General features: G+C 32.1%; 14 protein-coding genes. 1 reads left to right on the forward strand and 13 read right to left on the reverse strand.

The window, feature by feature from the left end; translation table 11 throughout:
- Positions 1-289: 289 nt before the first annotated feature.
- Positions 290-772, reverse strand: a complete 483-nt coding sequence (locus EKG35_RS12565; protein ID WP_126294809.1) for a DUF2798 domain-containing protein — start codon at positions 770-772, stop codon at positions 290-292.
- A 200-nt stretch (positions 773-972) separates the two neighbouring features.
- On the reverse strand, positions 973-1533 hold the full coding sequence (locus tag EKG35_RS12570; protein WP_126294810.1) for a flavodoxin family protein: 561 nt from the start codon (positions 1531-1533) through the stop codon (positions 973-975).
- 179 nt (positions 1534-1712) lie between these two features.
- On the opposite strand from EKG35_RS12570, the gene EKG35_RS12575 reads away from it, so the two are divergent.
- Complete coding sequence (locus tag EKG35_RS12575; protein WP_126294811.1) at positions 1713-2606, forward strand: 3-hydroxyacyl-CoA dehydrogenase; 894 nt, start codon at positions 1713-1715, stop codon at positions 2604-2606.
- Positions 2607-2655: 49 nt separating this feature from the next.
- Here the strand turns inward: EKG35_RS12575 and EKG35_RS12580 are convergent, their stop codons facing one another.
- From EKG35_RS12580 to EKG35_RS12630, 11 genes are all read right to left on the reverse strand, one after another.
- A complete protein-coding gene (locus tag EKG35_RS12580) occupies positions 2656-3306 on the reverse strand; it encodes a glycoside hydrolase domain-containing protein (RefSeq protein WP_126294812.1) in 651 nt (216 codons plus the stop codon).
- 239 nt (positions 3307-3545) lie between these two features.
- Positions 3546-4490: a VanW family protein gene (locus tag EKG35_RS12585; RefSeq protein ID WP_126294813.1), complete on the reverse strand. Its 945-nt coding sequence runs from the start codon at positions 4488-4490 to the stop codon at positions 3546-3548.
- Positions 4491-4623: 133 nt separating this feature from the next.
- Entirely contained in the window at positions 4624-5739 is a 1116-nt protein-coding gene (locus tag EKG35_RS12590) for a Ger(x)C family spore germination protein (protein ID WP_126294814.1), read from the reverse strand.
- Positions 5726-6847: a GerAB/ArcD/ProY family transporter gene (locus tag EKG35_RS12595; protein ID WP_126294815.1), complete on the reverse strand. Its 1122-nt coding sequence runs from the start codon at positions 6845-6847 to the stop codon at positions 5726-5728. Before EKG35_RS12595 ends, EKG35_RS12590 begins: the two co-directional genes overlap by 14 nt.
- A gap of 2 nt (positions 6848-6849) precedes the next feature.
- Positions 6850-8382: a spore germination protein gene (locus EKG35_RS12600; protein ID WP_126294816.1), complete on the reverse strand. Its 1533-nt coding sequence runs from the start codon at positions 8380-8382 to the stop codon at positions 6850-6852.
- A 246-nt stretch (positions 8383-8628) separates the two neighbouring features.
- Positions 8629-10641: a methyl-accepting chemotaxis protein gene (locus EKG35_RS12605; RefSeq protein WP_126294817.1), complete on the reverse strand. Its 2013-nt coding sequence runs from the start codon at positions 10639-10641 to the stop codon at positions 8629-8631.
- A gap of 268 nt (positions 10642-10909) precedes the next feature.
- Positions 10910-11761: a CheR family methyltransferase gene (locus EKG35_RS12610; RefSeq protein WP_126294818.1), complete on the reverse strand. Its 852-nt coding sequence runs from the start codon at positions 11759-11761 to the stop codon at positions 10910-10912.
- Between the two features lie 22 nt (positions 11762-11783).
- Positions 11784-15011 (reverse strand): response regulator, encoded by a 3228-nt coding sequence (locus tag EKG35_RS12615; protein ID WP_126294819.1) that lies wholly within the window; start codon positions 15009-15011, stop codon positions 11784-11786.
- 35 nt (positions 15012-15046) lie between these two features.
- Positions 15047-17125 (reverse strand): EAL domain-containing protein, encoded by a 2079-nt coding sequence (locus EKG35_RS12620; protein ID WP_126294820.1) that lies wholly within the window; start codon positions 17123-17125, stop codon positions 15047-15049.
- Between the two features lie 253 nt (positions 17126-17378).
- On the reverse strand, positions 17379-18089 hold the full coding sequence (locus EKG35_RS12625) for a PAS domain-containing protein (RefSeq protein ID WP_126294821.1): 711 nt from the start codon (positions 18087-18089) through the stop codon (positions 17379-17381).
- A 744-nt stretch (positions 18090-18833) separates the two neighbouring features.
- A complete protein-coding gene (locus EKG35_RS12630) occupies positions 18834-19043 on the reverse strand; it encodes a helix-turn-helix domain-containing protein (protein WP_126294822.1) in 210 nt (69 codons plus the stop codon).
- Positions 19044-19194 lie beyond the last annotated feature (151 nt).

Genomic DNA, 19194 nt, shown 5'->3' on the forward strand with positions numbered 1-19194 from the left:
CGCATCGAATGCTTCGGGTTATTTACTCCATGTTATTAAACAAGGAGCCTTATAAAGAACCCCAAATGTCATAACTTAACCAAAACCAAAAAGTAATATACAAAGTTACCCCACAACAGGTAGCTCTGCTTTCTTATTGGCTTTTTTCGGTCAATTTAAGAATAAACATATTTGATTAATAGTATTCAAAGACCGAAGGGATTAATTATTTTCACAGAAAAAAAGAAACCATTAAGAAAATTTATCTAAATGGTTTCTAACATTAGATTGAAATAAAATTCTTTTTTTACTAAGCCATTTCTTTTCGAGTCGTTTTAATATACTTGGTGAATATGTAACGCACTATTGGCCCCATGACAACGATTTGTAAAGGTAATGCCATAATGAAATTTTTCCCAAATATTGATAAGTACAGTGATACAATTGAATTTGAATTAAATCCATTGTGGAAATAAGTTGTGGCTAAACCATAAATCGACATAAAAAAAGCCATACCAATAACCATACATGTCGAAATTGCTAGGACTTTATACAGTACTTTTGATGTATTTGCTGTTAATTTCAGTGCTATTTTTTTAGCATTTGGCCCTACTATATACAGGTCAAGTATTAATGCAATAATAAACCCAATTAAAAAGTCAGATATTCCTTCTAGGAAAGTCATTTTTCCCAAAGTGCCATTAAGATAAAAATTATATAAGGTCATAATTAACACCATTCCAAAGCACATAATCATACCAAAATACAGACTTTCTCTTCTTGTTGTTGGCATAAGTCAACACTCCTTTCTATTCACAAGGAGTATTATAAAGAGTTGAATAAGCGCTTCGTAAGTGTACATTTTGTGACAGCGATAAAATTAAATTTATAAATGCTGCCTTTTTATTATTTGGAGATATTAGTTAACCGGGCATTATATAGGCACTTCTTAAATAAATAAAAACGAGTTTTAATCACTAGATCAACTCGTTTTTATTTATTGGATTTCAACTGTTCTTTCAATTGCTGTTGCATATGAATTGCAGCTGCAATTGCTTTTTTGTCATGTTGAATTTCTCCAGGTTTACTAGCTTTGCCTATTAAGTATCCTTCGAAGGACATGCCAAAAAAGTCGAATATATATTTAAACTGCTGGATTAATGGCAATGCTTTAATTGAAGGATTATCCCCTCCCACCACAATAACAAATGCTTTCTTTTTTGCTAAATCTGCTCTAAAATTCGGGTATTTTTTATCTCTTAAGGATTGTGACCAGCGATCAATGAACAACTTCATCGTTCCGCTCATGCTATACCAGTAAACAGGCGTTGCAAAGACAAGAATGTCATGCTTTAAAACTTTATCTAAGACGGTATTATAATCATCGAAAACTTCTTGAAACCCTGCTTCTGAATGTCGTTCATCTTTAATCGGTAGTATTTCAAACTCATTTAAATAAACTTTTTCAACAGGAATTCCATGAATAACCTGATCCGTCAACCATTCCGTATTCCCATTCTCTCGAGTACTACCATATATAACCGCTATGGACATATCACTTCTCTCCTTTAATAGCATGTTATTCAAAATCATTTAATGTAAGAACTAAATAAGATTTGCTTAAAATGCAAATGTAATTGAAATCATCTGATTAAAAAATAATAGCATGTGTATCATAAAAATGAACACAAAACCTTTTCATTTGTGTACAAAAATATGTAAGGAGATTAGACATGGATTTTAAAAATATAACAGTAGCTGGAAGTGGAGTTTTAGGTAGTCAAATTGCATTCCAGACTGCATTTAAAGGATTTAAAGTATCTGTTTATGATATTGATGATGAAGCAATTGATCGTGCCAAAAACAGAATTATGAATTTAAAAGTTCGGTACCAACAAGACTTAGATGCAGCAGAGGAGGATGTTAATTTAGCATATAATCGAATGGCTTTTTTTACGGATTTATCTGAGGTTGTTAAGGATGCAGATTTAGTAATAGAAGCAGTACCTGAAGTCGTAGATATTAAAACAAATTTTTACAATCAATTGGCTGAAGTTGCTCCCGAAAAAACCATTTTTGCAACAAACTCATCCACTCTATTACCTAGCCAGTTCGCCGAAAGTACAGGGCGGCCTCATAAATTTTTAGCTCTGCATTTTGCTAATGAAATTTGGTTAAATAATACGGCAGAAATCATGAAGCACCCGAATACTGATAAAAAAGTATTTGAAGATGTCATTGACTTTGCTAAGGCTATTGGAATGGTTGCGTTACCACTACAAAAAGAACAGCCTGGCTATATTTTAAATTCATTATTAGTACCCTTTTTAGAAGCAGCACAAATGTTGCTATTAAAAAGAGTTGCTGATGTTGAAACAATAGACAAAACTTGGATGATTGCTACAGGTGCTCCTAAAGGGCCTTTTGCAATCTTAGATATTGTAGGTATAAATACTGCATATAATATTGCAAATGCAAAAGGAGAAGCTGGTCAAGAAGAGTTTAAAAAATTAGCTAACTTGTTGAAATCGGAGTATATCGAAAAAGGAAAACTTGGTGCAGAAACGAAGGAAGGCTTTTACACTTATCCTGACCCAAGCTATTTAAATAAAGATTTTCTTGAGTAGAAATCAAAAATAATGTGGGGCGACACCTTTGTCGCCCGCATTAGAGAAATTAATCCAGCATTGTAAACAGTCGACTATCGGCTAAATTTGTATTGATTGGAAGGTCATTAGCATTCCGCCCATATTGCCACGCCCAAACATTTGCATCACAATCTGGTGTAATCGGCTCAAATTTAGGTGCATCCTTTGCTTTTGTAACACCTAATTCTGGTTTGGCACTCCACAGCACAGCCTGATTCGCTACTCGTCTATCTTGACTTGCTGCTTCACAATAAGCTTCAACAAACTCACCTTCAGTCGGATCGTGGTAAAAACCAGGTTTATAATCAGTATTAAATAAATAATCTACATACCCTTTTATCCATGCACTATCTACATCAATAGAGCTGCCTATAGCTGCAAAAACAGGTGTACCCTTACGTATACCAAGTCGTTTGGCATGATATGCAGCATTCATTGCCACTACTTTTGCATGACTTTCGCCCACTGCCCGTCGGAAATCATTATATATTGGGAGCAGTTTAGTACCACTATTATGAAGAAGGTTAATCTCTTCCCTTGTTAAACCCTCTGCCATTCCTTCAACTCTAGTTAAATACCTTCCCCAAAATTCAGGTTTCCCATAATTATTTAATACAGAGTTATATAGCTCTCCTGTTATCGCCTGTGAAGAGTCTACACCCCAATGATAAGTAACCATTTAAGTACCTCTTTTCTTGATGATTTTAATTGTCAAAGTTCACTTTAAAGTTCAGCAAAACCCCTCTTAAATATTAATTAGGTAAATGACCTCGATTTTAAATCTCCATCTATTTATATGAAACTGTTAGGAAGTGTGTGAACAATGAGTGATAGGAGGTAATATGGGGATATGTTTTCAAATAAAAAAGGCGATACCTTTAGTTTGTATCACCTGCACAATAAGATAATTTGTTGGCGTCAATTTCTCAACTCATACTTAAATAAATCCGCATATTCTTTTGAAGTTTTAATTTGCACTGTTAGGGAGCCTCTACTATAGTAAGTTTTGATTAATAATGGAATTCCAGTTGTATTCTGAAAACGATAATCTAATCCACCGAATGAGACTGTAGCATCTCTCCCTCTCGGAACATATTTAACATCTTTCGAATGATGATGTCTTTCAATTGTTTTTACATCTAACTGATCTATTGCATTGAAAAGTGTAGAGGAAGTTTGGCAAATACCACCGCCAATCCCCATTACTAATTTTCCTCGAACAATCTCAGGCGCTTCCTGATAGCCGGTAGTAACATCTCTTGGACCGACTGTAGTATTAAAAGAAAAAATATCTCCGCTCCCCACAATTACGTTATTGATTGCAATTGAAGACAGCTCAATATTTTTACTTCTACCTATATTCGCTCCATTAAAGTATGTGGTATAGGATGCTAGTGCTACCTCATGTAAATGCGGGACATCCTCAGCATCATATCCACTTTTTATATAGAGCAAAGGAAGTTCTATTTTTCCCCCGGTAAATAAGCGTTCAACAATTTTTTCTACCAATTCTTTTTCATTAATTACAACCATTGACTTCCCCTTTATAATACTGCCATCTTCATCAATGCGATCTAATATTATTGGTTTGTTATAACCAATTTTTGTTTCGGACCCGTTAGCAAAGCTGTGAACCCATTCAGTTATTTCCTTTAAGTATGTTTCGAATTCAGTTTCTATTCTATAATCTTCTCTCTCAAAGGTTTTTACTACATTTTCCGTAACTGGATCAATTAATTCTATTGTACCTTGAGTTTCTAATTCCTTCTCAAATGGTTTAGTTTCAAATGCTGTTGCGTTAGAATCGATTTCATATATGTTGTTTATTGTTAAAAAGATTGATAATAAACATACTTTCTTCATCATCATTTCCATATAATCCAACCTTATCCGCTTTGATAGATGTAATTTCTATAACTTATCGTGCCCCATAAATCATCATTTATGAAAATAAAAAAACCTTGTACTTTTTTGATATGTACAAGGTGGCACATCTTTATTCAAATACTCCGTCTCGAACGATTGTTGACTGAACTTTAACATTTACTTTCAAATTTTTATATATCTCATGCCATTCTTCTTCTGTTAATTTTGCATTTCTAGTATCTGCTCTATATTTTTCACCGAAACCAAAATGATCTGAATGTAATTCAATGCTCTTGTTGACAATTCTTGAAATTTCACTTTCTAATATTTTATTAATGCCTTTTTCAAGTTTTTCAACTATTGTTCGATCAGCTGTTGAAATGCTTGAATGAATTTCTAGAAGACGGCATTGGACTATTACTTTTAAATCAAATTCAGGTACAGCAGGATCTACTAATTTCATCTGTCTATAAGATTTAATTGAGTCGATTGAAATTGGAATTGTTTCAAGGTCATCTTTTGCAGATAAACCCTCACTTGGCAATTCTAGTTCTAGAGTTCCGTGCCTAAATTTACCCCTGACCATCATTAAATATAGAGTGTCTTCAATTGGAAACTCGCCTACCATCGCGCCCTTATGAAAAAGAGCAGTTCCTGAAATTTCTATATTCTCGCCATTTTTTTTTACTATTGGTATTAGAGGATCCCGAAGTGGACTATAAAAATCCCGTACTACTTCATGTAAAGTAGAAGAAACTGCATTTTGCTGCTCTATATTATGCTCAATAATACCATAGATATGCTGGCCAATATCTGTAACATTTTTATATTGTCCCTCAATTAAAGTCTGTGCACTATCTTCTACTACCGCTACATAAATGCTGGTGCTTATTTCTGAATTCATAATAAGGGCATGAAGCATTTCGTCCAAACCTTCTTTTGCGATATCCTCACCAAATAATACGACCCTCATTTGACCAGCCACTATTTTTTTAGATGATTCAAGGTTCACTTTTAGACGGGTTTTCTCGCCTGTTGCTTCTGTTTCAGTATGTGTATTAACCGTACTTTGGTAATCTGGATTTACTTGTCTAACGACAGATGTTACTGTTACTTTATCCTCTTCTCCAGCATCATACCCTATTAATGTAACTATTCCTACTCTTTCTAATATTTTAGGATCTGCACAGCCGATTACTAAGACAATGGATAATAGCAATGAGACTATTAGTTTAAATTGTTTCATCGTTTTGCACCTTTCGCTTCGTAAAGAGCTTTTTAATTAAGGCAAATATAAACAAAATAAAAGGGTAAATAAAAACAATAATAAAAGCGATTTTTGAGAAAATATTATTAACCATTTCAATTTGTGAACGTGTGTTAATAAATAGGGTCAAAATAAAAATAACAATTGAGAAACTCCAAACAAATTTATTGGGAGATATGCTTTTAATTCTTATTACCCCCCTGTAAGCTGCCCACAAATATATACACAGATTCGGAAGTATAATAATCATCCACCCACAAATTATGAGAATTTCAATTCTTTCAAAAAATGGTAGCTTGATCATACTAAGCATTGATAAAGTTGCCCAAATCAATTTATTTAACTGTTCACCATTAAAATACGTTAAGGCAATAAGCATTGTTGTAAGATAAACAAATAAAGTGGTAAGCAGCCCGATGTGAACATACTTTCCAACTTTACTCTTTTCTTTTACATTCGGATAAATAAAATTGATTAACTCAAATCCTGCAATTGTAAACGTCATGGAGTATACGCCCTTTAACAAATTAATCATATCGTTGTCTAATATTGGTAGAAGGGAATTTATATTTGCATATTTTAATGGAACTAATAAAATAATTGGAATAGCTAAAGTAAAAAGAAAATTTATTGTACTAATACCTATAATAATTCTGAAACCGCCAGTAAAAGTATATATTACAATTATAAGTAGTGAAATGTATAGGAAAGATGAAGCGAGATGTGGAAACACCCAAGTATTTATAACTTCTTTATAATTTATTATTATTGATACAAAAGCGAAAGAACAATATAACACATATAAGCTATTTAGAAAATTCCCAAAATACTTTCCAAAGATCATCTGATGAATGCCATATAAATCTTGGTCCTGAAACATTTTCAACGTCTTTATCATAATAAAGGCAACAAAATGCGCATATATAAAGCTTAGTATGACTGCTATCCATGCATCCTGCTTTGCATCTTGATAGACTACTCGTTGAAACCCGTGAATGCCGACTCCAATTTGACAAGCATTAACAATGACGATGAGAAGGAAAGCATTAATCTTCTGATTAAGACTTATATGTAAAGAGTTTTTCAACTTTACACCTTCTTCCCACCATTTTGTTCATTTATTGGATGCTCACTATTTCCACCTCTAGTGTTGACTGATTTTCTTTTAATTAAAAGCAAAGGCAATCTAATAATACTATCTGGCCAATCCTTAAATCTTGGTGGATAATAAGGAGCGGTATAAGGTGCACCTAAACTTGATTGTTTTAATAAGTGAATCAATAATATGCAAAATGCCAGCATAATACCATAATAACCCCAAAAACCTGCCAACACGATTGTCGGAAATCTCAACACCCGGATAACATTACCCATTGTATAGTTTGGTGTTGTAAATGACGCTAATGCACATAATGCGATAATAATAATTAGAATGTTGCTTGTTATTCCAGCTTGCACCGCAGCAGTTCCTAAGACAATACCTCCAACGATACCAATTGTTTGACCAACTTTTGTTGGCAATCTTAAACCTGCTTCTCGCAGTAATTCAATTATTAATTCTAAAAAAAGCGCCTCAATTATTGGTGGGAACGGAACTTTTGCCCTCGACTCACTTAAAGGAACTAGCAAAGGCTGTGGAATTACTTCATAATGAAATGTTAGAGATGCAACATAAATCGGCGTTAAAAAAATGGATAAAAATACAGCAACGAATCGTAGTAAACGAACAAATGTAGCGATTGGCCATCGTAAATTTTGGTCCTCTTTACTTTGAAAAAACTCAAAAAAAGTATAGGGACAAAGAATAGCCATTGAACTTCCATTTACGACAATTCCAACCTTTCCACTTAATAATCCATCAGAAAAACGATCTGGCCGTTCTGTTAAAAGCATTTGAGGGAAAATAGAAAATGAATTATCTTCTATTAATTCTGCAAGTACTGCACTATCAATTAAATCTGCTATATTTAGGTCTGAAATTCGTTGTCTCACTGTATTAACATGAGTTTCTGCTGCTATTCCATGGATATAGAGCATAGATACTGTTGTTTGAGTATGTCTACCTAGGGTGAATTTTTCATTACATAAATTGGGGTTTGTAATATATCTGCGAATAAGGGATAGATTTGTATTAATATTTTCATTAAAAGCAATTTGCGCTCCAATTACTTGAGATTCGTTTTCCGGAGCTGCTAATCCCCGTGATTGATAAGAAGAGATTTTAGCAATAACAACTTCAGGCTGTCCGACAATATGGATTAACGCTGCCCCAATTAACATTTCATTAATACTTTTATTTAATTTGATCGATAGGTTGATCTCAGGTATTGGTAATATTGAATGAATTTCACTAGGTGTAATACTTTCTTTATCTTTTAATCCATTTAATACCAATTCATTTAAGCTTTGTACATCCACCAAATTATCAATATAGACAATTGTAATCGTTGGCGAAACATAGCGAATAATTAAATCTGCTGGTGAATGTGTTTTATCTTTTACGGATTTAATAAAATCGTTTTTGTTAGGATATATTGGTAAATCTTCTTGGTTTTCTTGATTTTGCTGATTTGGTTGTTTATCTTTTATCCCAGCCAATTTTTTCTTTAAGTTTTTTTTCATACTTTTCACATTCTCTCCAGATAGTATCTTGTTACTTATATTTAGCTTTAAAGGAAGTATCTATACAAAAAATTCTTATCAAAATAAAAGAAAGGTCCCCTCAAAAATATGTTGGAGGGAACCTTTACTACATTGAATTTTAATCTGACCATTATAGTAGCATTGCTTTTAAATGAATACTAAAAATTAAAGAAAAGAGGTTGTTCAGATAATTTTATCTGGACAACCCCATTCCCTTTTATTTGTTTATAATTTAAATTTTTCTGCCGCATACTTTAATTCTTGAGCCATTTTTGCTAAAGTTTCAGCAGAAGCTGCAATTTCTTCCATGGAACTTGTTTGCTGCTCAGAGGCTGAGGCAATTTCTTGTGTATTACTTGTTGCTTCTATTGAAATTTCTGAAATATGGGTAATATCTTCAACCATTTTTTCTGAACTAGTCTTAATTAATCGACTCTCGGATAATATTTCTTGCATATGATTAGATACTTTTTCAACCGATTGAGTGATATTATCGAACTCGATGCCAGCTCTTTCAACAATAGCTTGACCATCATTGACAGCTATTTTCCCATCATTCATTGCTTCGATTGATGATGCAATTTCTTTTTGAATTTCTTTTATTAGCTCGCTAATTTGCCCTGATGCTTGGCTCGACTGCTCTGCTAACTTTCTTACCTCATCTGCTACTACCGCAAAGCCTTTTCCATATTCACCAGCTCTTGCAGCCTCAATGGCAGCGTTTAATGCAAGTAAATCAGTTTGATCAGCAATACTTGTAATAACAGAAATAATCTCATTAATCTCAGATGATTTTTTTCCTAGACTATTAATTGTTAAAGAGGCAATATTTGTTTTTTGCTCTACAGTTTTCATTTGACTAATAGTACGTTCTATTACTTCTGTTCCTGATTCAGCGGCTTCAACTGCATCGTTTGCTAACTCATTTGTTTTTTGAATGTTATCTGAAATTGCAGTAATTCCGCTTGATATATTCGTTACTACTTTTTTAGCATCATCAGTAAAGTTTATCTGTGTTTCTGTATTTGATGCAATTGCCTGTATAGAAGCTGAAATTTGTTCAGCTGCTTGAACAGTTTCTTCAGAACTTGCTGATAGCTCCTCTGAGGATAAATGGACTTGATCTGAAGCAGTTTTTATTTCAGTTACTAAATGTTTTATATTGTCTATCATAGAATTGAAATTATTTGCAAGTTGCCCTAGTTCATCGTTAGCTTTAACATGCAATTTTTCAATCGTTAAATCACCATCCGATACTTTACCTATACCTTCTACAACTGCTAAAATCGGTTTCGTTATAGTTCTTACAATAACAATAGATAAAAGGATGATTATGATAGCTGATATCGCAATAATAATAAATGTTGTATTCTGAATTGTTTTTGAGTCTGCAAGCACTACATCTTCAGGTGTGTAAATGCTTAAACCATAGCCAACTGAATTAATTGGTGCATAAGTAATAATATAATTTTCGCCACCGTATTTAAAACTTGAAATACCTGTTTCCTCCATACTTTTTTGTAGAGAGGAACTTAAGTCCCCAATTTCTGCTTTTTTAACATGGACACCAATTAGCTCCTCCATTGGAGACTCTTGAATAAATCCTTGTTGATCAAGTAAAGTAATCATGTTGCCAGAACTCTCAGACTGTTCAGATTCCTTTAAATATGTATCAACCAATACTTCAAAAGTCGCTGATCCAGCTAAAACCCCAACAACTACTCCATTATTATCTACAATAGGAGTTGCAGAAACAACAATACGATTCCCTGTTGCTTTTGATGTTAATACTTCAGAATAATTAGATTTACCACCTAATCCAGCGGCAACATAACTTCGGTCACTATAATCTGACCCAATACTGTCTGCCATTGTATGCGCAATTACTGTCCCTTTGCGATCAACGACAAACATTGTTTCGAATACATCAGAACGTTTTTCAAGCATTGAAATATATGGTATAATCCGATTTGAATCCATTGATTTCATAATATCACTAGCTGCCGAAATCTCCATTTCTGACATACGGGAAGTAAACCACTGATCAATTGATTGTGCCTTACTTAATACAAGATTGTGCATTGCTTCCTGTTCTTTTGCAATTAAAATTTTACTATTATTGTTTTGAATAAAAAGAGATACAACGAGTAATGGAATAATTGCTACAAGTAAAAAAAGAGCACTAAATTTAGTTCGAATGCTACTCTTTTTTTGCTTCTTTTGTTGTATTGAACCCACTAAAAAACCCCCCAATGTTGTTAATGAATAAACATAATTAAACTGTAAATAAAAAATTCACCATCCTTTTCTCCCATACCTTTACCAAATATATTATATACATAAAGTAATAGGAATTAAAGTTAATAAAAGATATATAGTAAAATAGTCTTGATATTAATAATGTAATGAGTTGTATCAAAAGTATTGTGGAAATTCTGTTGGATCGTTTTGGATTCGACTGCGAAAAAACCCCATTATACTTAAACTATAATGGGTCACATAAAAATCATTTAAATTTCTTATAAATTTTTTGAACAGGGCTTATTACTTCATAATAATCAACAAAATCTGTATAATTGATTGATTCCTTATTTCCAAGGCAAAGGACACCGAACTTTCCTAAACTATCATGGAAAAGTTGATGTACTTTATTTTGAAGTATTTTATTAAAGTAAATTAATACATTTCTGCATAATATCACATGGAATTCATTAAACGAGCTATCGGTTACAAGGTTATGCTGGGCAAATACAATATTTTTTGATAAAAATGAATGGAATTTCACTCCATCATTTGTGACTTTATAGTAATCAGAAAATGCACGTTCCCCACCAGCTTGTAAATAGTTATTAGTATATTTTTTCATATACTCTAATGGGAAGCATCCACTTTTAGCTGATGTTAATACCTTCGTATTAATGTCCGTTGCATAGATTTTTGTCTTTTCATAAAGACCCACCTCATGAAGAAAAATTGCCATTGAATAAACCTCTTCACCAGTCGAACAGCCAGCGTGCCAAATTCGAATGGATGGATATGTTCCTAGCAAAGGAACAATTTTATCTTTAAACTCTTTGAAAAATAAAGGGTCACGAAACATTTCAGTTACATTAATCGAAAAGTCCGCAATTAATCTTTGTAAACAACTAGAATCATGTAATACCTTATCAAGTAAGCTTGTAATTGTCTTTAAGTTTTCAGCATGTACACGGTGCCAAATTCTCCTTCTGATAGAAGGATATGCATAATCTCGATAATCGTAGCCATATTTTAAATACAGTCCCTCTAATAACAAATGAATTTCAATCTTTTCTAATTCATCTTCAAGATTTACCTCATATGCGTTGATTCGGTTCATTCTTTAAAAATCCCCTTTAGATTTAATATAGCCATACCTTTATTAAGGAAATTAATTGTTCCGGTTCAACTGGTTTTGCAATATAATCTGATGCACCGATTTCTAAGCATTTTAAACGATCTTCCTTCATTGCTTTTGCTGTTAGTGCAATAATCGGAAGTCTTTCAAACTCAGTATTGGATCGAATTTTTTCAATCGCCTCATAGCCATCCATTTCAGGCATCATAATATCCATTAATACAAGGTCAATATCCGAATTTTCATTAAGTATTCTTAGACTCTCTAGACCATTTTCAGCGAAAACAACTTCCATTCCCATCATTTCAAGAACACTAGATAAGGCAAATACATTTCGGATATCATCATCAACGAGTAGTACTTTCTTACCTTCCAATTGATGCGTTGAGCTAATTTTTTCGGTAGTTGAACTTTCATTATCCTGACTAGTTTTCAATTCAGATAAATAAAGTTCAAGCTCTGCAACCAAACGTTCAGGAGAATGCTCATTTTTAATAATAATTGTATGTGCAAACTTATTTAACTCAATTTCCTCTTTACTTGTTAAATCACGTCCTGTATAAATAAAGACTTTTAGCTGTTCATAAGCTTCGGTATTCTTAATTTCTGCTAATAAATCAAAACCACTTTTATCAGATAATCCTAAATCTAAGATAAGGCAGTCAAAATGATCTAATTTTAATAATTCGATCGCTTCTTTTCCTGACGATACAGCCTTAATGACAAAATCCATATTTCCGATTAATTCCATTAAGCTATTACGTTGGTTTACATCATCATCAACAATTAATAGGCGTTTTATATGGCCATTTTCAGGTGGATTTTTTTGTACATTATCCATTGGTTTCTCTTCAAAATATAAGTTTGCTTTAGCAATTTCTTCGGGAATTGTTGCTGCTGCTTCATTTTTTGCAGTGTCAATCACTTCTATTTTCTCTTCTATATAATCCGAGATAAATAAAGTAAACTTGCTTCCCCTGCCTTCCTCACTTTCTACTAGAAGTTCTCCTCCTAAAAGTGTTGCAAGCTCTCTACTAATAGACAAGCCTAGCCCCGTACCTCCATATTTACGGCTTGTAGTTCCATCCGCTTGTTGGAAAGCTTCGAAAATTAAGTCAAGTTTTTCTTTCGAGATGCCGATTCCCGTATCAAGTACGGAAAACGCATAAATTGGTTTTTGGCTGTTGTCAATTAGCCCAATTTCCAAATGAACTTTACCTTGCTCAGTAAATTTAAATGCATTTGATAACAAATTGTTAAGTATTTGCTGAATCCTTACTTCATCACTATAAATCGTATTTGGGGTTCCCTCTTTTACTTCAACCGTTAATATCACATTTTTTTCTTCTGCGATAGCCTTAAAATTATTTTGAACAAATTCAACCAGGTGGCTAATGTAGACTGTACCTGGAATAATTTCGGTCTTACCTGATTCGATTTTCGCTAAATCTAATATGTTGTTTATCAAAATTAATAAGTCATTACTAGATGAATAGATTGTTTTTGCATACTCAACTTGTTTTTCTGTTAAATTTTGTTTTGGATTATCAGCTAACAGTTTAGATAAAATAATAAGACTATTTAAGGGAGTTCGTAATTCGTGGGACATGTTTGCAAGAAATTCTGATTTATATTTTGAACTTAATGCAAGCTGTTCCGCTTTTATTTCAAGTTCTGCTTTCGCTTTTTCAACAGTACGATTTGCTTGTTCAAATTTAATATTTTGTTCTTCTAATCGTTTTGCCTTTTCCTCTAACTCAGTATTTGTTTGTTCAAGTTCCTCTTGTTGTATTTGAAGTTTTTGTTCAGATTGACGAAGTGCCTGGGTTTGTTCCTCAAGTTCTTCATTTGTCGCCCTTAACTCTTCTTGTTGATTTTGCAATTCTTCTGCTTGAGCTTGAATTTCCTCCATGAGTAATTGAGATTCTTCGAGTAATTGTGTTAATTGAATTCGTCCAACCACACTCTCAATAACTATCGCTAGATGATCAGCAAATTCTTCTATAAGGCTTTGCTGAGCTGGACTTATTGGCTTAAGTGATGCAATTTCTAAAAGTGCGTTTACCTCACCCTCAAAAATAATCGGCAATATAAACACCTGACTTGGTGCCGTTTCACCAAGTCCAGTAACAATACGGATGTAATCAGGCGGCACTTCTGTTAAAAGGATGGGTGTCTTTTCTATAATGGCTTGTCCAATTAATCCTTCTCCAGGTTTAAGTGTATGACGAATGCGTTTATTTTCTTTTAAACCATAGGCAGATATGAGATTAAATTGTTTAGATTTTCGATCATCTAAACTTTTTACATAGAATACAGCATGACTTGAGTCTACTAGCGGAACAATATCCGAAAGTAATCTATTTCCTAATGTTTCGAGGTCGTGTGAACCAGTTAAATGAGCGGAAATTTTGGCTATATTTGATTTTTTCCATGTTAGTTCCTTTTCTTTTTCAATTTTCTTATCTAATGTATCAGTCAATTGATTAAATGATCTAGCGATTTCATCAAATTCATCATTTGCTTTCATCTCAACTTTTGTCGTAAGATTTATTTTCCCATTTGCAATATCACTCATCAGTTTAGCCATTGAAGTCATACGGCTTGTTATGGAAGATATACTTTTAACAATAATCAACATAACTACAATAATAATAACTACTAAAATAAATCCAAATAAAATGATGTTATTTTGAACTTCTGTCAACATCATTTTTAATGAATTCTCTAGATTTCTGTTATATGATAAATGGATTTCATTTAGAATTTTAGAGAAATCTTCGTGAATCGAATTAGAATTTTCACCAATTAAGGCTCTGGCTTCATCCTTTTTATTCTCACTTATAAGTGAAATGACTTGGTTGCTATAAATTTCAAAATCATTAATCGTATTATTCAATGTATCAACTAATTCTTTTTGCTCATCTGTCTCGGCATTTTCCTGTATCATATAAAGATTTTTTTTTATGTTGTCAGTTTTAATTTGCAATTCAGCAATTTCTTTTCTTATCGCTGTGTCATCACTATAGTTAACTAAGTTTCTTAAAATAATCCCTTTATCTTTTATATCCGATTGAATTTGACTAGCTAATACTGATAAATTAAAATTTCTTTCAATATCATTGCTTGCATTATTCAGAAAAGAAATTTGTATCCAACCGCTTCCAATTAAAAGTAAAAGTAAAATTGGTAATGTGCTTAGTGCAATTAACATCCTTGTTCGAACCTTCATTGTGTTACACTCCGATCAAAAGAAAGAATCGATAATTATAGAACATTCTTTTTGTTCATGCATGTTTCATAGACCAATGCGATTGCTTGTACACGGTCAGATACACATAATTTTGAAAGGATGTTCGTAATATGATTTTTTACTGTATGTTCACTTATAAATAATTTTTCAGATATTTCTTTATTGCTAAGGCCGTCTACAATTAATGAAAAAACTTCTGATTCACGTGTAGATAGTGCATGATGTGTTTTAATATTTTGTATAGCTATTTGAATTACATCTTGGTTAAGTTCATTTTCATTCTTTTTATTAAGAAGGATGACATTTTCATTTTGGTATGATGAAAAGGAAGAGGAATTGCTAGAAAATAGTTTATTTTTTTCCTCGCACTCAAGGATATAGTTTAATAAATTGTCTGGTAATTGCGGTCGACTAAAAATATATCCTTGTACTTCCTCACATTGTAAATCAATTAGGGCATTTAGCTGTTCAACAGTTTCTACACCTTCTGCAACAACGTTTAAATCTAAATTTCGTGCCAGCGTAATTATCGATTCGACAATTGCTCGACTATTTTTCTCTTTGTTAGCCACATCTTGAATAAAGGACCTATCGATTTTTACAATATCAAATAGAAAATTGCTTAAATAATGCAAGGAAGAATAGCCTGTTCCATAATCATCGAGGGTTATTTTAATATTCATTTCCTTTAATTGCAGCAACGTTTGTTTCACTGCCTCTTCATTTCCTAGAAGCGAGGTTTCTGTTATTTCAATTTCGATAAGATGCGGATCTACATTATAATCTTTTAATATTTGTTCTATTTCTTTAATTAAATTTCTTTGGATGAAATGTTGAGCTGAGAAATTAATGGCGATTCGCAATGGTATGTTATGACTTTCCTTCCACTTGTTAATCTGTTTACATACGTTTATCAATACCCATCGATCAATTTCAATAATTAAATCAGATTCTTCGGCAAGAGGAATAAATTCAGCTGGAGAAATTGTCCCCCATTTAGGATGGTTCCATCTTATAAGGGCCTCCGCACTTAACACTTTACCTGTTGATAAATGAATTTTCGGCTGGTACATTAATGTAAGTTGATTGTGTTCAATTGCTTTTCTCAAATCATTTTGAAGAAGGTACGTTCGATATGATTTAATATTCATACCAGAATGATAGACAGAATAATTGTTTTTGCCCTGTTCTTTTGCTCGATAAAGCGCAGCATCTACATTTTTCATAATGGTGTCAGAATCTTCCCCATCATATGGAAAAATTGATAGCCCTATACAGGTTGTCATATAAAATTCGTATTGATCAATATAGAACGGCTTTTTAAATTGTTTAATAATGGTTTCAGCAACTTCTAGACAATCTTCTGTTCCACTATTTGGGAGTAAAATAATAAACTCATCTCCCCCAACCCTTGCAATAAAGTCCTCTTCCCTTATTATTGAAGAAAGTTTTATTGCTATTTGTTGAAGGAGCTTATCACCGACTAAATGACCGAGGGAATCATTTATGTATTTAAAACGATCCAAGTCTACATACATAACTCCTAAGGTTTCATTTGTTTGTTTAGCTTTAGAAATTTTCGCAACAAGTTGATCATTGAACATTCTTCTATTTGGTAGGTTTGTTAGACCGTCATGGTAAGCCATATACTCAATGAGTTTATTTTTTTCTTCAAGAGCATTTGACTGAGAAATAAGCTTTTGACGCAATAAATAAATTTCTACGAATCTCTCCACCTTCGATTTTAAAATTATAGGATCAAAAGGTTTTAAAATATAGTCAATAGCTCCAACAGAATAACCCATGAAAATATATTGTGAGTCTTGATTATTTGCAGTTATAAATAGAATTGGAATATTTTTTGTTTTTTCACGAGCTTTAATAATTTTAGCAGTACTAAATCCATCCATTCCAGGCATTTGTACGTCCAATAAAATTACTGCAAAGTCATACTTTAATAAATATTTAAGAGCTTCTTCACCAGAATATGCTTTCACTAAATTATATTCGTCTCGTTCAATTATTGCTTCCAAAGCCACTATATTTTCTGGGCGATCATCTACTAAGAGAATATTAATTTTTTCATTTTCCATAGTTCAAGATCACATCCTGTTTAGATTTTGGAATTTTCAAATATTTAATATCAGCATACCATAATAATCCTATATTTGGGAGAAGTTTGTAGATAATTTACAAATACATAATGAATAATTAGTATTAAAAGCTATTCATAATATTTTATAAAAATCAAAAAAATGTTCTGATTACAAATTATTTATTGAATATTTGTAATCAGAACTATAATATTTTTCTGCCTTATTATATTTTGGTGGAACTGATAAATAGTTACACAGACAATGTATATCCTTTCATATCATAGCTGATAATGATTCTTTCAATATCTCCACTTGATGAAAAAACAGATGCGAATTCAGAACTTAAGATTATTGAATAGCCATTTTGATGTATATGTTTAAGTTCAACTCTCATTTTTTTTCTAATCGTTTTTAATTCTTGGATGATATTTTTTGCTTTATATTGATCATCCTGATGGATAAAATCTAAAAATGAATTCCCAATTATCTGTTGAATGGAGTACCCTAAAATCTTTTCTAAAGTTGAGGAAACATACTTGATTTCCCCCTTATTATCCAATATTTGAATAATCGTTTTCGAATGTTCGTTAGGAATATCATTTTCATTTGCAATGGCTCTTACAGTTGTTAATACCCCCATTGTTTTGCCATTAAACATATGAGGGGTAAATTCTACACAAACATAAACTTTGTGACCATTTTTATGAATTAACACGGTTTCAAATTGAACTATATTCCCATTCATGACATCTTTAAATAATTCTCTTGTTCTTATAATTTCCTGAATAGGCATTAATTGAGCGAGACTAGTACCAATTAAATCAAATGGAATATAACCAATTATATTTTCCATACCAGCATTAGCTTGCAAAAAGAATCCATCTGAATCTAATATAAAAATTCCTTCTTTGTTATTTTCAGAATTAGTTTTTGATAAATAATTATTGATAGTAAGAGACATAAAGTGTATCTCCTCTCTATTAAACTTCAAATAGTCCTACTAAATTTATTGAATAAATTTATAATAGATTTAAAAACTCAAAATATATATCACCTATACTTCTTATTTTTTATAGGAGACGCTTCCTAATTTTCCAATTATCTATATTTGTGCATTGGGATTCATAGTGGGAGTAAAGTAAAAAAGACCTTCCAAAATTTTGGACGATCCTTTAGATATGACGTAACAATTAACCATAGAGGAAAATTTATTTCAAAAGCAAGGTGGTGACTGTTAGAAAATTTATATTTTAGTCAGCCCTTTCGGTTAATGGAGATTTTTAAAGGTAATTTTCATGTGCAATTAAAATTTAATAGAACAAATTATTGGCTAATTCTACCTATTTAGTTTATATAATATCATCTTCTGCATTATTAACATTATTCAAAATCTATAATTAAGAATATCAAAGAATAGAGAATGTGGTACAATATACCTAAGACACAGTTAATAACTCTAGGTTGCATCCGTAGACAATCCCGTTAGACATACTATAAACTATAGCACTTACAGAAAAATGTAGCGGTTAGGACATTACATCCCCATTCATTTTTCAACAAATACATGTATAATAACATCAATATAAATAAAAACTCCAACTTTAGAAGAACACCTGCTACTTATTTAATATGTATACTGAAATTAAACCTTGTTTATTTGCACTGGAATTGCAATTGCTTTGTGCTTTTTTATACTTTGTTATTTTTATGCTGATTGTTGTTCTTCCTCATCTAAGCCAAGTACTTCAATAATTTTATCCATATACTTTTTCCCGCTACGTTCACCGTGTAATATGAAGTTTAAATAAACTTTACTTACACCAACTTTTTCACAGAGCCATACTTGAGTTTGGTTCAGGTCCACAAGACGTTTGACAATTTTTTTGCCTAATGGAGTCAGTTGTCTTTGTTTCATCTTCTTTACTCCTTTCTGCATTATCAAGGTGGTGATTTCTTGTTATTTAGGCATTAAATACTCTTTGTTTTCGCTGATGTTCTTCATTAAATTTTAGCTAAAAACACTCGAGATTACAGTAACAAAAGTTAAACATAGTCATTCAATTTTT

Source organism: Lysinibacillus telephonicus (assembly GCF_003966145.1).
In the GTDB taxonomy this organism is placed as follows: domain Bacteria; phylum Bacillota; class Bacilli; order Bacillales_A; family Planococcaceae; genus Ureibacillus; species Ureibacillus telephonicus.